16 protein-coding genes are annotated in these 18,824 nt (G+C 70.9%); 7 read left to right on the plus strand and 9 right to left on the minus strand.

The window, feature by feature from the left end:
- Positions 1-151 precede the first annotated feature (151 nt).
- The 3 genes from FB157_RS33140 to FB157_RS33150 all read left to right on the plus strand — a co-directional run bounded on the left by FB157_RS33140 (position 152) and on the right by FB157_RS33150 (position 1,926).
- Positions 152-1,045 carry a MarR family transcriptional regulator gene (locus tag FB157_RS33140; protein WP_145884363.1) on the plus strand — a complete coding sequence of 298 codons (894 nt, stop codon included), beginning with the start codon at positions 152-154 and terminating at the stop codon, positions 1,043-1,045.
- A gap of 61 nt (positions 1,046-1,106) precedes the next feature.
- Entirely contained in the window at positions 1,107-1,493 is a 387-nt protein-coding gene (locus FB157_RS33145) for a roadblock/LC7 domain-containing protein (RefSeq protein WP_186581798.1), read from the plus strand.
- Positions 1,494-1,497: 4 nt separating this feature from the next.
- The gene (locus FB157_RS33150) at positions 1,498-1,926 is read left to right on the plus strand and encodes a hypothetical protein (RefSeq protein WP_145884364.1); all 429 of its coding nucleotides are present in this window, start codon (positions 1,498-1,500) and stop codon (positions 1,924-1,926) included.
- 52 nt (positions 1,927-1,978) lie between these two features.
- On the opposite strand, the gene FB157_RS33155 is transcribed toward FB157_RS33150, so the two are convergent.
- The 4 genes from FB157_RS33155 to FB157_RS33170 form a co-directional block, all read right to left on the minus strand.
- Positions 1,979-4,333, minus strand: coding sequence for an ABC transporter permease (locus FB157_RS33155; RefSeq protein ID WP_145884365.1), 2,355 nt, complete (start codon positions 4,331-4,333; stop codon positions 1,979-1,981).
- Positions 4,330-5,019 (minus strand): ABC transporter ATP-binding protein, encoded by a 690-nt coding sequence (locus FB157_RS33160; protein ID WP_145884366.1) that lies wholly within the window; start codon positions 5,017-5,019, stop codon positions 4,330-4,332. The genes FB157_RS33155 and FB157_RS33160 overlap by 4 nt, the downstream gene beginning before the upstream one ends.
- Positions 5,016-5,540: a PadR family transcriptional regulator gene (locus FB157_RS33165; protein WP_145884367.1), complete on the minus strand. Its 525-nt coding sequence runs from the start codon at positions 5,538-5,540 to the stop codon at positions 5,016-5,018. The genes FB157_RS33160 and FB157_RS33165 overlap by 4 nt, the downstream gene beginning before the upstream one ends.
- A gap of 284 nt (positions 5,541-5,824) precedes the next feature.
- Positions 5,825-6,478 (minus strand): Uma2 family endonuclease, encoded by a 654-nt coding sequence (locus tag FB157_RS33170; protein ID WP_145884368.1) that lies wholly within the window; start codon positions 6,476-6,478, stop codon positions 5,825-5,827.
- A 244-nt stretch (positions 6,479-6,722) separates the two neighbouring features.
- Between FB157_RS33170 and FB157_RS33175 the strand changes: the two genes are divergently transcribed.
- Complete coding sequence (locus tag FB157_RS33175; protein WP_145884369.1) at positions 6,723-9,041, plus strand: transglycosylase domain-containing protein; 2,319 nt, start codon at positions 6,723-6,725, stop codon at positions 9,039-9,041.
- Positions 9,042-9,094: 53 nt separating this feature from the next.
- Here the strand turns inward: FB157_RS33175 and FB157_RS33180 are convergent, their stop codons facing one another.
- The 3 genes from FB157_RS33180 to FB157_RS33190 form a co-directional block, all read right to left on the minus strand.
- Positions 9,095-11,221: a SpoIIE family protein phosphatase gene (locus tag FB157_RS33180; protein WP_145884370.1), complete on the minus strand. Its 2,127-nt coding sequence runs from the start codon at positions 11,219-11,221 to the stop codon at positions 9,095-9,097.
- A gap of 304 nt (positions 11,222-11,525) precedes the next feature.
- Complete coding sequence (locus FB157_RS33185; protein WP_186581799.1) at positions 11,526-12,215, minus strand: DUF402 domain-containing protein; 690 nt, start codon at positions 12,213-12,215, stop codon at positions 11,526-11,528.
- A gap of 72 nt (positions 12,216-12,287) precedes the next feature.
- A complete protein-coding gene (locus FB157_RS33190) occupies positions 12,288-13,673 on the minus strand; it encodes an aspartate ammonia-lyase (protein WP_145884371.1) in 1,386 nt (461 codons plus the stop codon).
- A 215-nt stretch (positions 13,674-13,888) separates the two neighbouring features.
- Between FB157_RS33190 and FB157_RS33195 the strand changes: the two genes are divergently transcribed.
- Positions 13,889-14,254, plus strand: coding sequence for a hypothetical protein (locus FB157_RS33195; protein WP_145884372.1), 366 nt, complete (start codon positions 13,889-13,891; stop codon positions 14,252-14,254).
- 281 nt (positions 14,255-14,535) lie between these two features.
- Here the strand turns inward: FB157_RS33195 and FB157_RS33200 are convergent, their stop codons facing one another.
- On the minus strand, positions 14,536-16,206 hold the full coding sequence (locus FB157_RS33200) for a fumarate hydratase (protein ID WP_145884373.1): 1,671 nt from the start codon (positions 16,204-16,206) through the stop codon (positions 14,536-14,538).
- Positions 16,207-16,375: 169 nt separating this feature from the next.
- Here FB157_RS33200 and FB157_RS33205 point away from each other — a divergent pair, with 169 nt between their 5' ends.
- The gene (locus tag FB157_RS33205) at positions 16,376-17,077 is read left to right on the plus strand and encodes a DUF1707 domain-containing protein (protein WP_145884374.1); all 702 of its coding nucleotides are present in this window, start codon (positions 16,376-16,378) and stop codon (positions 17,075-17,077) included.
- A 174-nt stretch (positions 17,078-17,251) separates the two neighbouring features.
- On the plus strand, positions 17,252-17,626 hold the full coding sequence (locus tag FB157_RS33210; RefSeq protein ID WP_094215194.1) for a WhiB family transcriptional regulator: 375 nt from the start codon (positions 17,252-17,254) through the stop codon (positions 17,624-17,626).
- 124 nt (positions 17,627-17,750) lie between these two features.
- Here the strand turns inward: FB157_RS33210 and glpX are convergent, their stop codons facing one another.
- Positions 17,751-18,785: a class II fructose-bisphosphatase gene (glpX, locus tag FB157_RS33215; protein WP_145884375.1), complete on the minus strand. Its 1,035-nt coding sequence runs from the start codon at positions 18,783-18,785 to the stop codon at positions 17,751-17,753.
- Between the last annotated feature and the right edge of the window lie 39 nt (positions 18,786-18,824).

Genomic DNA, 18,824 nt, shown 5'->3' on the forward strand with positions numbered 1-18,824 from the left:
TTCCGGTAAAGCGAGTTGAGCGGCACCAACCGTCAACTTCGGCCAGCTCGGGACAGGTCGGAAAGGCCTGACTGAAATATGCCTACGAACTGATACACATACCCCCTCAGTGCGACGCGTCACGCGTGTGTGCGAAGAGCCAAGGGGAGTGATGTCGGACGTTCGGGACGCCCTGGGCCGTGTCGGCTACGACCGGCTGGCGCACGCCCTCACGGCCTGCGGGCACGCGCGGTTCACCGGAGAGCTGCGGGTGTCCGGCCGGCCCGGCGGCACCTTCCATCTGCGGGACGGACTCGTGGTGGCGGCCGAGAGTCCCGGTGCCCCCGGCCCGGAAGTGCTGCTGCTGCGCACCGACCGCATCGACGCCGAGCGGTGGGCCGAGCTGGTACGGGAGTCCGACGGAGCGCGCTGGCCGGCCGCGGCGCTGGTCGCCCGTGGCTACGCCGGAGCCGCCCAGCTCAGGGTGGTGTGCGTGATGGCGCTCCACGACGCCGCCTTCGCCGTCGTCGCGGGCCGGGTGGACGGCTGTGAACGCGTCGTCGGCACCGAACCGCACGCCCCCGTCACCGTCGGCGAGACACCGGCCGGGCTGGTGCAGGACGCGGCGCGCAAACTCGCCGCCCTCGCCACCCTGCCGTACCCGGTGGGCCCCGACCGGGAGCGCCCGCTGCCCGCCGAGCCGACGGGCCGCCCGCTCACCGGGCTCCAACAGGATCTGCTCGCCCACGCCGACGGCCGCCGCACCGCACGGGACCTCGCCTTCTGCGTCGGCCGGGGTGTCTACACCGTCACGGTGGAGGTCGCGCGGATGCTCGCCGAGGGGTTTCTGGAGTGCGTCGGCGCGCCCGCGGAGATCCCCGTCCGGCTGTCCCCGCAGGTACGGGCCGTGCGGCACCGCGACCCGCCGCCCGACCCACCCCCCGTGCCCACCGTCCTGCCGCGCCGTGAGCCCGGCGCCAGCGGCATCACCGAAGCCCTCGCCCCGCCCAGGAACGGGACGAGCTGGAAAGGGTTCTTCCGGCTGCGGCACACAACCGCCGAGTGAGAGGGGCGGACGGCCCGCCGCGACGGCCGGACCCGACCGAAGAACAAGGGAGTTCCACCAGATGAATCGTGAAGCGCTGGCGCTGGAGATGCGCGGGCTTCGGGAACAGGTGACAGGCATCACCGACACCGCCGTCGCGGCCGCCGACGGACTGCTCATTGCGGCCGACACCGCCGAGTCGATAGACCCGGAGGGCCTCGCGGCCCTCGCCGCGGCCGGCCTCGGCCTCGCCCGCCGTACCACCCAGGCCACCTCGCGCGGGGTGCTGCGGCAGACGGTGGCCTACGGCAGCCACGGATGTGCCGCGTTCTACGCCGTCGGCGACACGGCGTTGATGGTCGTGCTCGGTGACGAGGGACTCGACCTGGAGAGCCTGCACCGGGCGACCCGGCCGGCCCTCGACCGCATCGGCTCGATCCTGACCGAGAAGACCACCGAAGGAGTGTGAAGGGATGGCGACGAAGCGTATGACCCCGGGATTCTCCGACCAGGTGATGAGCCTGGTCAAGACGCTCCGCTCGAACGCGCCGGACTGCGTGGCGGCCGGCGTGGTCGACATGTCCACCGGCATGCTGTTGTCGTACGAGACCGTGGACAACCACCCGCCCGAGGTCCTGGACCTGCTGGCCGGGGCCACCCTCGACCTGTTCCAGGGGCGCACGGTCGTGATGATCGAGGACATCTTCAAGGAGCGCCGCGGGACCACCGACGACACCCACTTCTTCCAGGAGATCCTCGTCAACAGCGACAACCTCACCCACCTGTTCGTCAGGATGAACGAGCAGCAGGACGTCGTCGCGGTCGTCGTCTGCCGTAAGTCGGTGAACGTCGGCATGCTGCTGGCCCAGGCGCGCAGGGTGGTGCGCGAGCACAGCCTGTGAGGAACCGGACATGGGCCCCTCCCGGCGGGGAAGGGCCCATGCGGTGGGCCTGCTACTCGGTGCGCAGGCCGTCCGGGCGCATCAGCCGCCACAGCGGCGGCAGGCTGAGCAGGGTGACCACGAGGACGACCGTCGCGCCGATGCCGGTCATCGTCAGGACGCTCGCCCAGTCGACGCCCACCGTCGCGCCCACCATCTTCAGCAGCACCGCGCCCAGCGTCAGCCCCACGGTCGAGGCGAGCAGCAGGCCGAGCGCGATCGGGATCGTCGTCTGCCACAGCACCGACAGGCCCAGGGTGCGCCGCCGGGTACCGAAGGCGATCAGCGCCGACAGCAGCGTCCTGCGCTCGCGCAGCTGCTCGAGCTGGGACACCAGCAGGCTCGCGCCGATCAGCGCCAGCACGCAGGTGGCGCCGACGAGCAGGCCGGTCCTGATGGAGGTGAACTTCGTGGACTTCTCGGTGGACGCCCACACGATCGTGTCCGCCAGCGGGTCGATCCGGGCCGCCGTGTTGCGGACGTACTCGTGCACGTCCGGCACCGACTCGTCGAGCGACAGGTACACCTGACCGCTGACCAGACGGGTTATCCGGTCGGGTACCGCGGAGGGCGTCATCAGGAAACCGCTGTACACGTCCTCGTTCGGGCCCTTGATCGCACGGACCTGCTGCAGGCCGTTCGGCACGGGCCAGACGAAGTCCGGGCCCTTGTGGGAGCCGTCGCCGGTGTCGAAGTAGAGCTTGCGGCCCGGCCTGGCGAGCTTCGCCGCGTCGGCGTCCATGCCCTTGTCGGCGCCGCCCCGCGCCACGAAGACGTCCCCGTCGTGGCAGGACGTCAGCCGCGCCACCTCGCGCAGCGCGGCGCAGTCGCCGACGGTCACGCTCGCGGAGGTGCCGGGAACGTTCTTGCTGTTCCAGCTCCGGTCGCCGACCTGGAGGGTGGCGAGCGCGGTGGCCTTGCGTACGCCCTTGGTGGCGGAGAACTTCTCTGCGGCCGAGACGAACGCGTCGCCCCGCAAATTCTGGACCTGCATCTGCGTCCGCTCGACGTTCTGGCCGGTGACCTTGGTGTAGTCGCCCTCGACGCCCGCGAACAGCATCTGCAGGGCGACCGCCCCGGCCACCGCGACCGCGATGCCGTTCACCATGCGGGCCGCCGAACCGCTGTTCAACTGCAGCCGTCGTACCGCCAGTTGCCAGGAGACGTTGCCCGCGCCGAGCCGGGCGACCACGGCCTCGACGACCCACGGCAGCAGTGCGGTCACGCCGACGAGCAGCAGCAGGACGCCGCCGATGACCAGGTACTGGTTGAACTCGCCGTTCGACCGGCCCTGGCCGATCATCGGGGCGAGCATCGCGAGGCCGCCCAGTGGCAGCAGCAGCCGCCACCACAGCCGGCGCCGCGAGGGCTTGGCCGTGCGGACCACGCCCAGCGGCTCGATGACCACCCCGCGCATCGCGAACAGGGTGACCAGCACCGCCGCCGCCGGGACGATCACGGCGATCAGCAGGGCCAGCGCGGGCGACGGGTTGAGATAGCTGGGGAACACGCTGATGTCCAGGATCTCGACCGACCCCGCGAGATGGCGGCCCAGCAGGAAGAAGACGGTGCCGAAGACCAGCCCGACCATGGACCCCGCGAGCGCCTCGCCCGCGGCGATCCGCCGGGTCATCCGGCTGTCGGAGCCGACCAGCCGCAGCGCGGCCAGCCTGCGGTCGCGCCGCTCGCCGCCGAACCGTACGGCCGCGGCGATGAACACGGCGACCGGCATCAGCAGCACCACGAACACGACCAGCACCAGCAGGATCAGCACCGGGTCCGTCTTGTCGGGCGGGCTCGGATGCGGATTCCCGAACGCGCTGATCCGGGCCGTCTGCCAGCCGTCGATGCGCGGTGCCAGGTTCTTCGCGCCGGCGTAGTAGGCGAGTTCGTGCGAGCCGATCAGTCCCGGCTCGCCGATGGTCCCGACCACCCGGTACGGCAACCGGTCGCGCAGCAGCTTCCCGTCGGCGGAGTCGAGCAGCCGCTTCAGCGCCGGGGAGACGACCATGTCGCCCGGCGCCGGGTACTTGGCCAGGCCCGGTGCGAGCGGCGCCCGCGGCCCCTCGGGCTCCACCAGACGGCCGCGGATGTCGGAGCCGCGGTAGTTCGAGTTGGCGTCCGAGATCACCAAGGTGTCGGCGGCCTTCGGCCTGTGCTTCTGGTCGTAGGTGTAGTCCAGGCGGGCCTCGTCGCGCTCGTGCCGTACCGCCAGGGCGTTCGGTACGGCGGTCGTCAGCAGCAGCAGCGCGACGCCGAGCCCGACACCGACCGCCGTCAGCAGCACCCGGACCCAGCCCTCGCGTCCGCCGGCGAAGGCGAACCGGCCCCCCATGGCCAGATCCCTGGACCACTGGCGAACGTTCATACAGCCCGCTCCATGTCCCGGGACTTCCCGTCGCGTACGACGATCTCGCGGTCGGAGTAGGCGGCCACCCGCGCCTCGTGCGTGACCAGTACCACGGCCGCGTTGGTCGAACGGGCCGCCTCGGTCAGCAGCTCCATCACGCGCTCTCCGTTGAGGGAGTCCAGCGCGCCGGTCGGCTCGTCGGCGAACAGCACCCGGGGTCCGGTGACCAGCGCCCGCGCCACCGCGACGCGCTGTCCCTGGCCGCCGGAGACCTCACCGGGCCGCTTGCCCTTGAGGTTGTCGACCTCGAGGCGCTCCATCCAGCCCAGCGCCGCCTTCTCGGCCGCCTTGCGGGAGGTTCCGTTCAGCCGCAGCGGAAGCGCCACGTTCTCCACGCAGGTCAGCTCCGGTACGAGCTGCCCGAACTGGAAGACGAAGCCGAACTCGGACCGCCGCAGCGCACTGCGCTGGGCGTCGCTCATCGTCGCGAGCTCCTGCCCGTTGTACATGATCGAGCCCGAGTCCGGCGGCACGATCCCCGCGAGGCAGTGCAGCAGCGTCGACTTGCCGGACCCGGAGGGTCCCATGATGGCGACGACCTCGCCGGGGTGGATGGAGAACCCGGCGCCGTCGAGCGCGACGGTCGGCCCGTACGCCTTGCGCAGGTCCTGGGCTATGAGCAGGGAACCGGGGGGAGGAGTCACTTGGCCACCTCCGCACGGAGCTTGTCGAGGCGCGCTGCGGTCAGCTCCAGCCAGCGCAGGTCCGCCTCCAGGTGGAACAGCGCGTGGTCGCAGATCAGCTGGTCCGCGAGGTCGCCCTTGCGCTTGCGGTCGGTCAGGATCCGCATGCTGCGCAGGTGCTCGGAGCGCTGGGTGTCGAGGACGTCGGCCGCGTTGCGGTGGGTCAGCAGCGCCAGGACGACCTTGGTGTAGAGGGTCGACTGGAGGTACTCCTCCGGCTTCTCCGGGGTCGCGAGCCACCGCTCCACGTCCGTGACGCCGGCGTCGGTGATGGCGTACCGCTTGCGCTCGGGCCCGCCGCCCGCCTCGATCCCGTCGACCTCCACGAGGCCGTTCTTCAGCAGCCGGGACATCGTCGAGTAGACCTGGCCGTAGTGCAGCGGCCGGTCGTGACCGAACTTCTCGTCGAAGGCACGCTTCAGGTCGTAGCCGTGCCGGGGGCCGGACTCCAGGAGCCCCAAAAGGGTGTGACCGATGGACATGGCAGCACTCTACACACGGTGTATACGCGCTGTGTATACGCCCAGTGTGTAGATCATGGCCGAGGGTGGGCGAGGGGTGCGGAGGTGCAGGTGGGGGCCGATTGTCACTGTTCGGAAACAGGCGGCCGCCCGCGATGCGGCAGCGGCCCGGTGTCCTTCGGCAGCCGCCCGGCCTCGGCCGGCGCCTCGTACACCGACGGGTCCGGCCTCAGCGGCACCTGCCTGCGCTGCTGCGGCCGACGCAGAGTGGCGTGGGAGGTGCCCCGCCTTGGGGCGTACTCGCCTCAGCGGCGGATGCGCGGATCGGGTGCCGACTCGGCGGCGGTGAGGATGGCCGAGACGTCCAGGACGACCTCGGCTCCGATCGACTCGGGGAGGGTGACCTGCTCGCCTCGGGTGTGGACGCGGTGCTTGTCGTAGCCGCTCCCGACGAGGTCGGTCAGCACGTGGAGGCGGTCGTGCTCGCGGTCGACGATCACGTAGACCGGGATCTTGGCGTTGCCGTAGGCCTTGACCTTGGTGCGCAGGTCGGTGCTGTAGTTGCTCGACGTGACTTCGAGGACCAGCCGGAAGGCGGCGGGGTCGTAGCAGTTGTACTCGACGAGGTGCTCCTCGATGTCCGCGTCCACCACGGAGAGGTCGGGGACGGCATAGTTCTCGGGGCCGTCGGGCAGCCAGAGGCCCACGCCTTCCAGGATCTCCGTCTCGCCGCCGTCGAGGCCCGCGGTGGCGAAGGGGCGCTTGAGCCGGGACAGCGCTCGCGCATGTGCGGCGTCCGGGGGCGGGGTCACGGTGAGCGCTCCTCCGAGGATCTCGACGCGGTAGCCGGGGAGCTGCTGCATGAGCCGGTCGGCCTGGTCGAGCAGGGTCCGCGGCTGCTTGCCGTACGGGTCGGACCCCTCGTGGGCCTGCGGGTGCTCGACAGGTGCTGCGGACATCTCGCGCCTCCCATGGGCTGGTGCCGAGAGCATCATCGTAGGGCGGTCGAACCCCTGTCGCCGGGTGCGAGACGGTTCACACCTACGAGTGCGGAGCAACCTTTTGCACCCCGAATCCGTCGGTTCCTTTTGGGGCGGGTGCTGATTGTCACGTCCGTAAAAGTGCGGATCAGACGCCCTTTGTCATATAGACGGGTGTTAGCTTTCGGAGCTGACCCCGAGAGGAAGCGGAGCGTACAGAGCCATGGGACGAGCGGAAGAGAGACGAGCGCGGCAGCGCGGCCACCGCGCGGCGCCCCAACGCCGCCGCTCCGCCCCCGCGGCCGGTGCCAGGCCCGCCAAGGGCCGAATACGCCGGCTCTTCACCTGGAAGAAGATGCTCGGCACCTTCCTGGGCCTGTGCCTGCTGGGCATCGGCGGCTTCATCGTGCTGTACCTGGTCGTGGACGTGCCGGAGGGCAACGCCGCCGCCAGGCAGGAGAGCAACGTCTACAAGTACAGCGACGGCAGCGTCCTGGCCCGCGTGGGCGACGTGAACCGCGAGAGCGTGGACCTGGCGAAGGTGCCCAAGGAGGTCCAGCACACCTTCGTCGCGGCGGAGAACAAGTCCTTCTACCACGACTCCGGAATCGACGTGAGGGGTCTGGCCCGAGGCCTGTTCAACACGGTGACCGGCCGGGGCACCCAGGGCGGCTCGACGATCACCCAGCAGTACGTCAAGAACTACTACCTCAACCAGGACCAGACGGTCACCCGCAAGCTCAGGGAGATGGTCATCTCCCTGAAGGTGGACCGCCGGCTGACCAAGGACCAGATCCTCGCGGGCTACATCAACACCAGCTACTACGGCCGCAACGCCTACGGCATCCAGGCCGCCTCACAGGCCTACTACCGCAAGGACGCGTCCAGACTGAGCGTCCAGCAGGGCGCCTACCTCGCCGCACTGCTCCAGGCGCCGAGCCAGTACGACTGGGCGGCCGCGGGTCCCGTGGGCAAGAAGCTGGTCGAGGCACGCTGGAACTACGTCCTGGACAACATGGTCAAGCAGCACTGGCTCGACCCCGCCCAGCGGCAGACCATGAACTTCAAGAAGGACGCGATCCCCAAGGACCCCAAGGGGACGCCCGGTGAAGAGGGCCAGAAGGGCTACCTGGTCCGGCTCGCCAACCAGCAGCTCGAACAGCAGCTCATGAAGCAGCAGGGGCTGACGCAGGCCCAGGCGGAGAACGCGGTCGTGGACCGCGGCTGGACCATCACCCTGAACATCGACAAGAAGAAGCAGGTCGCGCTGGAGAAGGCGGTCAAGTCCCAGCTGACCAGCAAGCTGAACGCGAAGAAGCGCAAGGTCGACGCCGACATCCAGGCCGGCGCCGTCTCGGTGAACCCCAAGAACGGCAAGATCGTCGCCCTGTACGGCGGTCAGGACTACTTCAAGCACTACTTCAACAACGCCACGCGCCGCGACTACCAGCCCGCCTCGACGTTCAAGCCGGTCATCCTCGCCGCCGCGCTGGAGAACAACGCGACCACGCAGACCGGCAAGCCGATCGCCGCGAACACGATCTACGACGGCACCAGCGGCCGCCAGGTCGTCGACCACGGCAGCAAGGTCGGCTTCGGCCCGCCGAACGAGGACAAGGTCGACTACGGACCCATCACCGTCCAGAAGGCGATGAACCAGTCCGTCAACTCCGTCTTCGCCCAGATGGGTGTCGACGTGGGTATGACCAAGGTGATGGACACGGCCAAGCAGCTCGGCATGGACACCGACGGCATGCAGGCGGTGCCCGCCCAGACGCTGGGCTCGATGGGGGCCAGCCCGCTGGAGATGGCCGGCATCTACGCCACGTTCGACAACCACGGCTACAAGGTGACGCCGGGCATCCTCAAGTCGGCGGAGCAGAAGGACCGTTCGGTCGACATCCCCGACCCGATCGGCAGTCAGGTCATCAGCCGCACAGCCGCCGACACGGTGACCTCCGTGCTCACCGGTGTGGTCGACGACGGTACGGCCAAGAAGAACGTGGCGGACAACCCGCTGCGCAACGGCCAGCAGGTGGCGGGCAAGACCGGTACCTCCGACGAGAACAAGTCCGCCTGGTTCACCGGCTACACGCCCGACCTGGTCACCTCCGTCGGCCTGTTCGGCGAGGACAACAAGACCAAGGCCCACGTGTCCATGATGGGCGCCACCGGCCTGCTCCTGCCCCCCGGCCGGGTCAACGGCGGCACCTATCCCGCGCAGATCTGGGCGGCCTACACGTTCGGCGTCACGGACGAAGCCAAGTTCGACCTGAACACCACCCAGGGCGCCGCCGTCCAGCCGACGGACACGCCGACGTTCAGCCAGACCCCGTCCCAGACCCCGTCGAACACCCCGAGCAGCGCTCCGCCGACGTCCACGACCCCGTCCACGACGCCGACGCGGACACCGACCCAGACGCCGACCACCGGCGCCCCGACCACGGGGACCCCGACCACCGGGGCCCCGACCACCGGGACGCCGACGGGCGACGCCACGGACACTCCGCTCGACGAAGGCAACGGCGGACTCGGCCAGTAGGTCCGCGCACGCAAAGGGCGCCCGGGGACTCCCCGGGCGCCCTTTCCCCGTCCTCAGGCCCGGTTCAGCTCGAACCAGACCACCTTGCCGGTGCTCAGCCGGGTCGCACCCCACCGCCGGGCCAGCCGGTTGACCAGGTACAGCCCGCGGCCGCCCTCGTCCGTGGCCCGTGCCTGGCGCAGCCGCGGCAGCTGCGGGACGTCGTCGCCGACCTCGCAGCGCAGTACGTCGGTACGCAGCAGACGGAGCGTCACCGGCCGGGAGGCGTAGCGCACGGCGTTCGTGACCACCTCGCTGACCAGCAGCTCCACCGAGTCCGTCAGCTCCTCCAGGTCCCAGCGGGCCAGCGCACGGCGGGCCAGCCGACGGGCCTGGCCGGGGGCCGTCTCCTCCGGATCCAGGGACCAGTACGCCACATCGCTCGGCGCGATCCCGTCGAAGCGGGCCGCGAGCAGCGCGATGTCGTCGTCCCGGTCGCCCGGGCCCAGCATGTCCAGCACCTCGTCGCACAGGGCCTCGAGGGGCGGCGGATGGTCCGGGCCGGTCAACTGGGCGGTCGCGGCGAGCCGCTCGCGCAGCTGCTCTATGCCGGTCCACACGTCCCGCAGCCGGGACTCCACCAGGCCGTCGGTGTACAGCAGCAGCGTGGCCCCGGCCGGTGCGTCCAGCTCGACCGCCTCGAAGTCCACCCCGCCGACGCCGATCGGCGCGCCCGGCGGCACCCTGAGCACCTCCGCGCGGCCGCCCAGGTGCAGCAGAACGGGCGGCGGATGACCGGCGTTGGCGATGGTGATGCGGTGCGTGACCGGGTCGTAGACGGCGTACAGGCAGGTCGCCATGCGGTCGGTGCCCAGCCGCTGCGCCTGCTCGTCCAGGTGGTGCAGCACCTCCTGCGGAGGCAGGTCGAGCCCGGCCAGGGTCTGAGCCGTGGTGCGCAGCTGGCCCATGATCGCCGCCGACGTCATGGAGTGCCCCATGACGTCACCGACCACCAGCGCGACCCGGCTGCCGGGCAGCGGGATCGCGTCGTACCAGTCGCCGCCCACCCGCGCGGTCTCCGCGGCCGGCAGATAGCGAGAGGCCAGCCGCACCCCGGTCGGGCGGGGCAGGGTCTCGGGCAGCATGGTGCGCTGCAGCTCGTCGGCGATGTAGGCCTCCCGGCCGTACAGCACCGCCTTGTCGATGCCGAGCGCGCTGTGCGTGGCGAGCTGGGCGGCCACCAGCAGGTCGTCCGCCTCGAACGCCATCCGCTCCGGACGGCGCAGGAACAGCGCCGCGCCGATCACCCGGCGCCGGCCGCGCAGCGGCGCGAGGATCGCGTGCTGCCCGCTCGGTACGACCGCCTCGCCGCCCTCGCCGAGCAGCTCGGGCAGCGCGGCCCGGGCGGCGGGCGCGTCGGCGAACACCGGCCGCACCCCGCGCAGCACCTCGTTCAGGGCGCCGCCAGGGCGCACCTCGCACAGCTCGGTCGTCAGCGACGACAGGTCGGAGAGCGCCGACGGCTCGGGCTCCGGCTCCGGGAACGGCGGGAGCAGCAGGCCCTCGGTGTCCCGTTCGTCCGGTATCCGGTCGGTACGGCGCAGCCGCAGCACCACCGGCCCGGTGGGCCGCTCGTCACCGACCGGCAGCGGGTCGCGCAGATAGACGAGGATCGCGTCGGAGAACGTCGGCACGGTGGCGCGGCACAGCCCCATCACGATCTCGTCCAGATCGATGCCACGGGCGATCCGCCGGGTCGCCGCGCCCACGAACCTGAGCCGGTCCCCGTCGCGCCGCATCGGCATCGGCCGCCCCGGCGGCAGCCCCCGCCCGGTACGGCGCTCCTGGCCGCCCGGCGCCCGCTCCTCCTCGGCGCCCGGCTGCGGCGGAATGGCTTCCGGCGCGGGGCGCGGGCGGTGGTCCCCCACGCTCGAATTCCCTCGCGCGGGAGGTGCCCCCATCGGCTCCGCGGTGGCGGGCTGGGAGTGCTCCGGGCCGTTGACTGGGGGCTCCTTCCCCTTGTTCCCCTTGCCGCAGGGCGCGGTCGTCCCGGGGCCGGAGGGCGGTCCGTCCGCCCGGGCCTGTGCCGGTAAGGCCGAGGTGCCGGGCGGCTTCTGGGTACGCAAGAGCGCCCCGCGGGCCTCCGCGGGGTCGGCGCCGGGCTGCGGGCGCTCGTAGGAGGAGATGGGGTGCTCCGTCACGCGTGTCGAATCCATCCGTCCGGGGCTGCGCGCCGGGCGCGCAGATGGTCCCGCCGAAATCCCGATACCCGGAATACGTGCCCCAGGAACGGAATTCCCGCGTGGTCAGAGGTTGTTCCTGTGCCGCCGAAGAACCCGCCCGGGCCAGGGCAGGCCCCGGTGGTGTTGCCCTCGTACCCCTTGCTCACGTCCTGCCGCCCCTCGGTGACGTCTGGTCAAGCCCGGCGCACGCTCCGGTAGTTGCTGTCGCGCCCCCTTGCGGAGGACGATCCTACGGTTGTGGACCGGGGGCGCATCAAGGGTCTCATGAGGACACGTGCGCGGGCGTACGGTCCCAGTCCTCGGGGAGTGACGGTACCGCCCAGGAGGGGTCCGGGCGCCAGTGCTGCCAGCCGTCCGAGAACGGCGGGCCCCAGGCGCCGATCGCCTCCACCGCGGCCCGGCCTGCCGCCCGTACCTGCCCGGCGGTCGCCGCGTCCATCAGCCCGTCCCGCTGGGCCTGCGCGAACTCGTCCTCGTCGCGCCAGTGCCAACCGCGGTCCGGGTTCACCGAGATGTCCAGGTAGTAGTCCACGGAGTCCACGCCGCCCGCCCAACGGGCCAGCGGCTGCTCCAGGTTGACGTACCAGTTCTTGAAGCGCCAGCCCGGCTCCCAGAACAGCCACACCGACCAGGGCTCGCCGGGCCGGGCCAGTTTCAGCACGCCCGTGCCGAACCACCGGCCCCGCTGCACCGAACGCGGCTTGGTGTAGCGGGTCTCCAGCGGCTCCAGATGGACGGGCGTGCCGTCGGCCAGCACCGGCTTGACGCACTCGGTGCCGGGCGCCAGCCACACCGCGAGCAGCTCCTCGTCGTCCCGGACGACGGTGACGGGCCGCGCGATGTGGAGGTGCTCACCGGCGTTCTGCCGGTACCGCCACAGGATCCCGGTACCGGGGGTCCAGTACGTCGCAGGCTCCGCCGCCACTCGTCTCACCGCTCCGTCGTCCGTCATGCACAGATATTAGGTGCCGCAGGCATACGACGCTGCGGCGGACGTCACGGTTCAGCGGGGCTGCACCACTTGTTACGGGTGCGTCATCCGCAGGACATCCAGTGCCTCGTCCAGTTGCTCCAGGGTGAGGGCGCCGCGCTCCACGTACCCGCTCTCCAGCACGACCTCGCGGATGGTCTTCCGCTCGGCCAGGGACTTCTTGGCGACCTTCGCGGCCTCCTCGTAGCCGATGTACTTGTTCAGCGGGGTCACCACGGAGGGTGACGACTCGGCGTACTCGCGAGTCCGTTCGCGGTCGGCGACGATGCCGTCGACGGTGCGGTCGGCCAGCAGCCGTGAGACGTTGGCGAGCAGCCGCACGGATTCCAGGACGTTCTTCGCGATCACCGGGAGCATGACGTTCAGCTCGAAGTTCCCGGCGGCGCCGGCGGTGGCGATGGTCGCGTCGTTGCCGATCACCTGGGCCGCGACCATGAGCACGGCCTCCGGGATCACCGGGTTGACCTTGCCCGGCATGATCGAGGAGCCCGGCTGCAGGTCGGGCAGCCGGATCTCGGCCAGCCCGGTGCGCGGCCCGGACGCCATCCAGCGCAGATCGTTGGCGATTTTCGTCAGTCCGACCGCGATCGTGCGCAGCTGCCCGCTGGTCTCCACGATCCCGTCCCGGGCGCCCTGCGCCTCGAAGTGGTCCCGGGCCTCGGTGAACGGCAGCCCGGTGGCCCGCGCGACCTCCCTGATCACCGCGGCGGAGAACCCGGGCGGCGTGTTGATCCCGGTCCCGACGGCCGTGCCGCCCAGCGGCAGTTCGGCCAGCCGGGGCAGCGAGGCGCGCAGCCGCTCGACGCCGTACCGCACCTGGGCCGCGTACCCGCCGAACTCCTGCCCCAGCGTCACCGGTGTCGCGTCCATGAGATGCGTCCGCCCGGACTTCACGACGTCCGCGAACTCCTCGGACTTGCGGGTCAGGGAGTCGGCGAGGTGTTCCAGCGCCGGGATCAGATCGTGGGTGACAGCGCCGGTGGCGGCGATGTGGATGGACGACGGGAACACGTCGTTGGACGACTGCGAGGCGTTGACGTGGTCGTTCGGGTGCACGTCCCGGCCGAGCCGCTCGGTGGCGAGGGTGGCGACGACCTCGTTGGTGTTCATGTTGGACGAGGTCCCGGACCCGGTCTGGAACACGTCGACGGGGAAGTGCTCGTCCCACTTCCCGTCGGCGACCTCGGCGGCCGCCTCCTGGATCGCCTCCGCGACGTCCTTGTCCAGTACCTCCAGCTCGGCGTTCACCTTCGCCGCGGCCGCCTTGATCCGGGCCAGCGCCTCGATGTGCGCCCGCTCGATCCGCTGCCCGGAGACGGGGAAGTTCTCGACGGCACGCTGGGTCTGGGCCCGCCACTTGGCGTGGGCGGGGACCCGGACCTCACCCATGGAGTCGTGCTCGATGCGGTATTCGCTCATGCCGGTGTCAGCGATCGGGGCGCGGCGGTTGTTCCGGAGCGTGGGCCGCGCGGGGTGGGGGGAGCGCGGCCTGCTGCATTGGCACCACCGACGTCACCGGGTCGGGGGACTGCCCCACCGGCTGCCGGGCCGGACATCACGGATAAATGTGACTATCGCCTAAAGGTGACAGGGCGACTCCCCGCCGTCACCACGGCTGGCAGGAGGACCGATCGATGAACCTCACTCCGAAGCGCCTGCTCGGCGCCACCGCGGCGGTGTCCATAGGCGCGGCGGCTCTGCTGGGCGCGGGCGCCGGTACCGCCGGCGCCGCCGGCAGGGCCTACTGCGACCGTGCCGAGCGGCCCGTCTGGAGCGGCGACCCCAGCCGCAACGTGACCGGCCACGGCTGCAGCATGCCGTCCAACGGGCGCCGCTGGTACACCGTCGAGATCGACACCCTCGTGCTGCCCCATCACAAGACGGACTACCGGAAGGGTCCGGTCGACCGGACCGTGACGCTGCACGACAGAACGATCAGGTGCATGGGTTACACCACCAGCGGCGACACGGTGAACTGGTTCGGCTGCGTACCCCACTGACACATGGACCGGGGCCGGTCCGGACCGGCCCCGCCCGTCGGTCAGGCCAGTCCCGGCCCCCGTACCGGAATCGAGGTGAACGTCGGCTGGGGCGCCGGGTCCTGGAAGGAGACGTTCGACGTGTTCGCCGGGCGGCACCACTCGGCCCGTCCGGCGTTCGAGGACGAGGCCGTCCAGGCCGAAGCGGGTCCGGGGCGCAGCCCCAGCGGGGGAGAAGGGGCGGAGCCCCCGGGGACGGGGACGGCGGGGGCGAATTCCGTCCCCGGCCGCCCCGAAAGGCACTACGCGAGCCCAGGCCCCCGCACCGGAATGGAAGTGAACGTCGGAGCCGGAGCGGGATCCTGGAAGAAGTCGTTGCCCTTGTCGTCCACGACGACGAACGCCGGGAAGTCCTCGACCTCGATCTTCCAGACGGCCTCCATGCCCAGCTCCTCGTACTCGAGGACCTCGACCTTCTTGATGCAGTCCTGGGCGAGGCGGGCGGCCGGACCGCCGATCGAGCCGAGGTAGAAGCCGCCGTGCGTGCCGCAGGCGTCGGTGACCTGCTTGCTGCGGTTGCCCTTGGCCAGCATCACCTTGGAACCGCCCGCCGCCTGGAACTGCTCGACGTAGGAGTCCATGCGGCCGGCCGTGGTCGGGCCGAAGGAACCGGACGCGTAACCCTCGGGGGTCTTGGCCGGGCCCGCGTAGTAGACCGGGTGGTCCTTCAGGTACTGCGGCATCTCCTCGCCCGCGTCCAGGCGCTCCTTGATCTTGGCGTGCGCGATGTCGCGGGCCACGACCAGCGGGCCGGTCAGGGACAGCCGGGTCTTGACCGGGTACTTGGTCAGCTCGGCGAGGATCGTGTCCATCGGCTGGTTGAGGTCGATCTTCACCACGTCGGAGGACTCGTCGAGGTGCTCGTCCGTGGTCTCCGGCAGGAAGCGCGCCGGGTCCGTCTCCAGCTGCTCCAGGAAGACGCCCTCGGCCGTGATCTTGGCGACGGCCTGGCGGTCGGCCGAGCAGGAGACGGCGATGGCGACGGGGCAGGACGCGCCGTGGCGGGGCAGGCGGACCACGCGGACGTCGTGGCAGAAGTACTTGCCGCCGAACTGCGCGCCGATGCCGATCTTCTGCGTCAGCTCGAAGACCTTCTCCTCCAGCTCCTTGTCCCGGAAGCCGTGGCCCAGTGCCGAGCCCTCGGCGGGGATCTCGTCCAGGTAGTGCGCGGAGGCGTACTTCGCGGTCTTCAGCGCGTACTCGGCGCTCGTACCGCCGACGACGATGGCCAGGTGGTACGGCGGGCAGGCGGCCGTACCGAGCGAACGGATCTTCTCCTCCAGGAACTTCATCATGGAGGCCTCGTTCAGGACGGCCTTCGTCTCCTGGTACAGGAAGGACTTGTTGGCCGAGCCGCCGCCCTTCGCCATGAACAGGAACTTGTAGGCGCCGCCGTCGGTCGCGTACAGCTCGATCTGGGCCGGCAGGTTGGAGCCGGTGTTCTTCTCCTCCCACATGGTGAGCGGAGCCATCTGCGAGTAGCGCAGGTTCAGCTTGGTGTAGGCGTCGTAGATGCCGTGCGACAGGTGCTTCTCGTCCGTGCCCTCGGTGAGGACGTTCTGGCCGCGCTTGCCCATGACGATCGCCGTGCCGGTGTCCTGGCACATCGGGAGCACGCCCGCCGCCGCGATGTTCGCGTTCTTCAGCAGGTCGAGCGCGACGAACTTGTCGTTGCCCGACGCCTCCGGGTCGTCGATGATGCGGCGCAGCTGCGCCAGGTGCGCCGGGCGCAGGTAGTGCTGGATGTCGTGGATGGCCTCCGCGGCCAGCTTGCGCAGCGCCTCCGGCTCCACCTTGAGGAACGTCCGCCCGTCCGGTCCCTCGACGGTGGACACGCCCTCCGAGGTCACCAGCCGGTACGGGGTGGTGTCCTCGCCCTGGGGGAGCAGATCGGTGTACGCGAACTCAGGCATCTCAGCCCATTCCTCACTCTGACGGACGACCGCCCGCCGACGCTGGCGGGCCTCACCAGCGTAGAACCTGCCACCGACACGGAACCTGTGAGGTAAGGCTCAGTTCCGGGACACGCGGGCCGCTCCGGCCCCCTAGTCGCGATCTATCGCGTTTCGGTACGCTGCTGCCGTGGACCTTCAGAAGCACGCCCAGACCCAGGACAGCGCGCCGCGCGTGTCCGAACTGCGCGCCTCGGACGCCGACCGTGACCGTGTCGCCGACATCCTCCGCGAGGCCCTGGCCGAGGGCCGGCTGACCGCGGACGAGCACGCCGAGCGCGTGGACGGGGTGCTGCACGCCAAGACGGTCGGCGAGCTGGAGGTCTTCATCCGCGACCTCCCGGCCGCCCACCAGCAGCCCGCGCCCCCGGCCTACACGCCCGTCCCGCCGCGCCCCGCACCCGGCGCGATCCCCGCCGAGGCCGACGCCAACGTCGTGGCCGTCTTCAGCAGCGCGGTGCGCCGGGGCCGCTGGCGCGCCGGCCGCCGGCTGCACGCGTACTCGGTCTTCGGCTCGGTCGAGATCGACCTGAGCGAGGCGATCTTCGAGTACCAGCAGGTCGTGATCAAGGCCGTCTCGGTCTTCGGCGACGTCCAGATCCGCGTCCCGGAGAACGTCTCGCTGCGCGGCACGGGCGGTGGTGTGCTGGGCAACTTCGAGGTGGACACGCTGGATTCGGTCGAGTCGGACGCGCCCGTGGTCTACGTCGACGGGTGGGCCGTACTGGGCAACGTCGAGGCGCGGCCCAAGCGCGGCCGGCGCGTGTCGGACATCCTCGACCGGGTCCAGGACAGGGTCGACAGGAAGCTGCGCAAACACCTGGACCGTTGACGGTCGCGAATCCGCCGGTGGCCGGAGGGCCGCGGACCCGCCGCCGAGGGTGCCCGGGGGCGTGAACAAGCCGCCGCGCGCCTGCGGTTGGAAACGCTGTGCATAGGCGCGCGCACAGCGGGTAGGCCTTGCTGCATCGTCGCTCACTCGCGAAGCCGTCGTCAGGAGTAGACCGTGCTGCAACCGCCGCATTCGTCCTTGCAGGTCGCTGCCGTTCCGGCCCAGCGGGTGCCCGCGCGCGACCGGGACCAAGACGCACCCTGGCACACCGAGGCGGTGTGCCGGCGGGACGAGGCCGGTCTGTTCTTCGCCCCGTCCAAGGAGCCGACGGCCGCCCGGCTGTCCCGCGAGGAGGCGGCCAAGCGCGTCTGCGCGCGCTGTCCGGTCATGGTCGAGTGCCGCGAACACGCCCTCCTGCAGCCCGAGCCGTACGGCGTCTGGGGCGGCCTGACGGCAGCGGAACGCCGAGTGGTCCTGGCCAGGCGGCGCAGGCGCGAGGTGGAACTGAAGAAGGCGGCACGCGCGACGACGAACCGCATAGCGGGTTGATCTTCGGCAAGGGGCGCCCCCTCCGCACCGGGGGCGCTTCCTCGCTTGTCGGCGCAGGGAACTGCGCGGTCGGCCACGACGGACTCGTACCCGCCGGCGCACGCGCAGCCCTCCGACGCCAGTGCTACTTCGCCCGGTCGAAGTCGATCGCGCTGTAAGCACGCAGCTTGCTCAGCCGGTGCTCGGAGTCGATGCGCCGCACGGTCCCGGACTTCGAGCGCATCACGATCGAGTCGGTGGTGGCGGTCTCGGACCGGTACCGAACCCCGCGCAGCAGCTCACCGTCGGTGATGCCGGTGGCGACGAAGAAGACGTTCTCCCCCTGCACCAGGTCCTCGGTGGTCAGCACCCGGTCGAGATCGTGCCCGGCGTCGATGGCCCGCGCGCGCTCCTCGTCGTCCTTGGGCCACAGCTTGCCCTGGATCGTGCCGCCCAGGCACTTCACGGCACAGGCCGAGATGATGCCCTCCGGCGTGCCGCCGATGCCGAGCAGCAGGTCGATGCCCGTGCCCTCGCGCAGCGCCAGGATGGAGCCGGCCACGTCGCCGTCGGAGATCAGCTTGATGCGCGCGCCGGCCTCGCGGACCTCCTTGATGATGCCCTCGTGCCGGGGCCGGTCCAGGATGACGACGGTGACGTCCTCGGGCGCGGACCGCTTCGCCTTGGCGATCCGGCGGATGTTCACGGCCACGGGCGCGTCGATGTCGACGAAGTCGGCGGCCTCGGGGCCCGTGACCAGTTTGTCCATGTAGAAGACGGCGGACGGGTCGAACATCGCGCCGCGCTCGGTCGCCGCGAGGACGGCGATCGCGTTCGGCATGCCCTTGGCCGTCAGCGTGGTGCCGTCGATCGGGTCGACGGCGATGTCGACCTCGGGTCCGGTGCCGTCACCGACGCGCTCGCCGTTGAAGAGCATCGGCGCCTCGTCCTTCTCGCCCTCGCCGATGACGACGATGCCGTTCATCGACACGGTGGAGACGAGGGTTCGCATGGCGCGCACCGCGGCGCCGTCGGCGCCGTTCTTGTCGCCGCGCCCGACCCAGCGGCCCGCGGCCATCGCCGCGGCTTCGGTCACCCGGACGAGTTCGAGGGCGAGGTTGCGGTCGGGGGCCTCGGAGGGAACGTCCAGCTCGGACGGCAAGTGATGATGCTCGGTCATCGGAGCGCACCTTTCTGATACGACGACGGCCGGATGAGG

This window comes from Streptomyces sp. BK340 (genome assembly GCF_007827595.1).
In the GTDB taxonomy this organism is placed as follows: Bacteria; Actinomycetota; Actinomycetes; order Streptomycetales; family Streptomycetaceae; genus Streptomyces.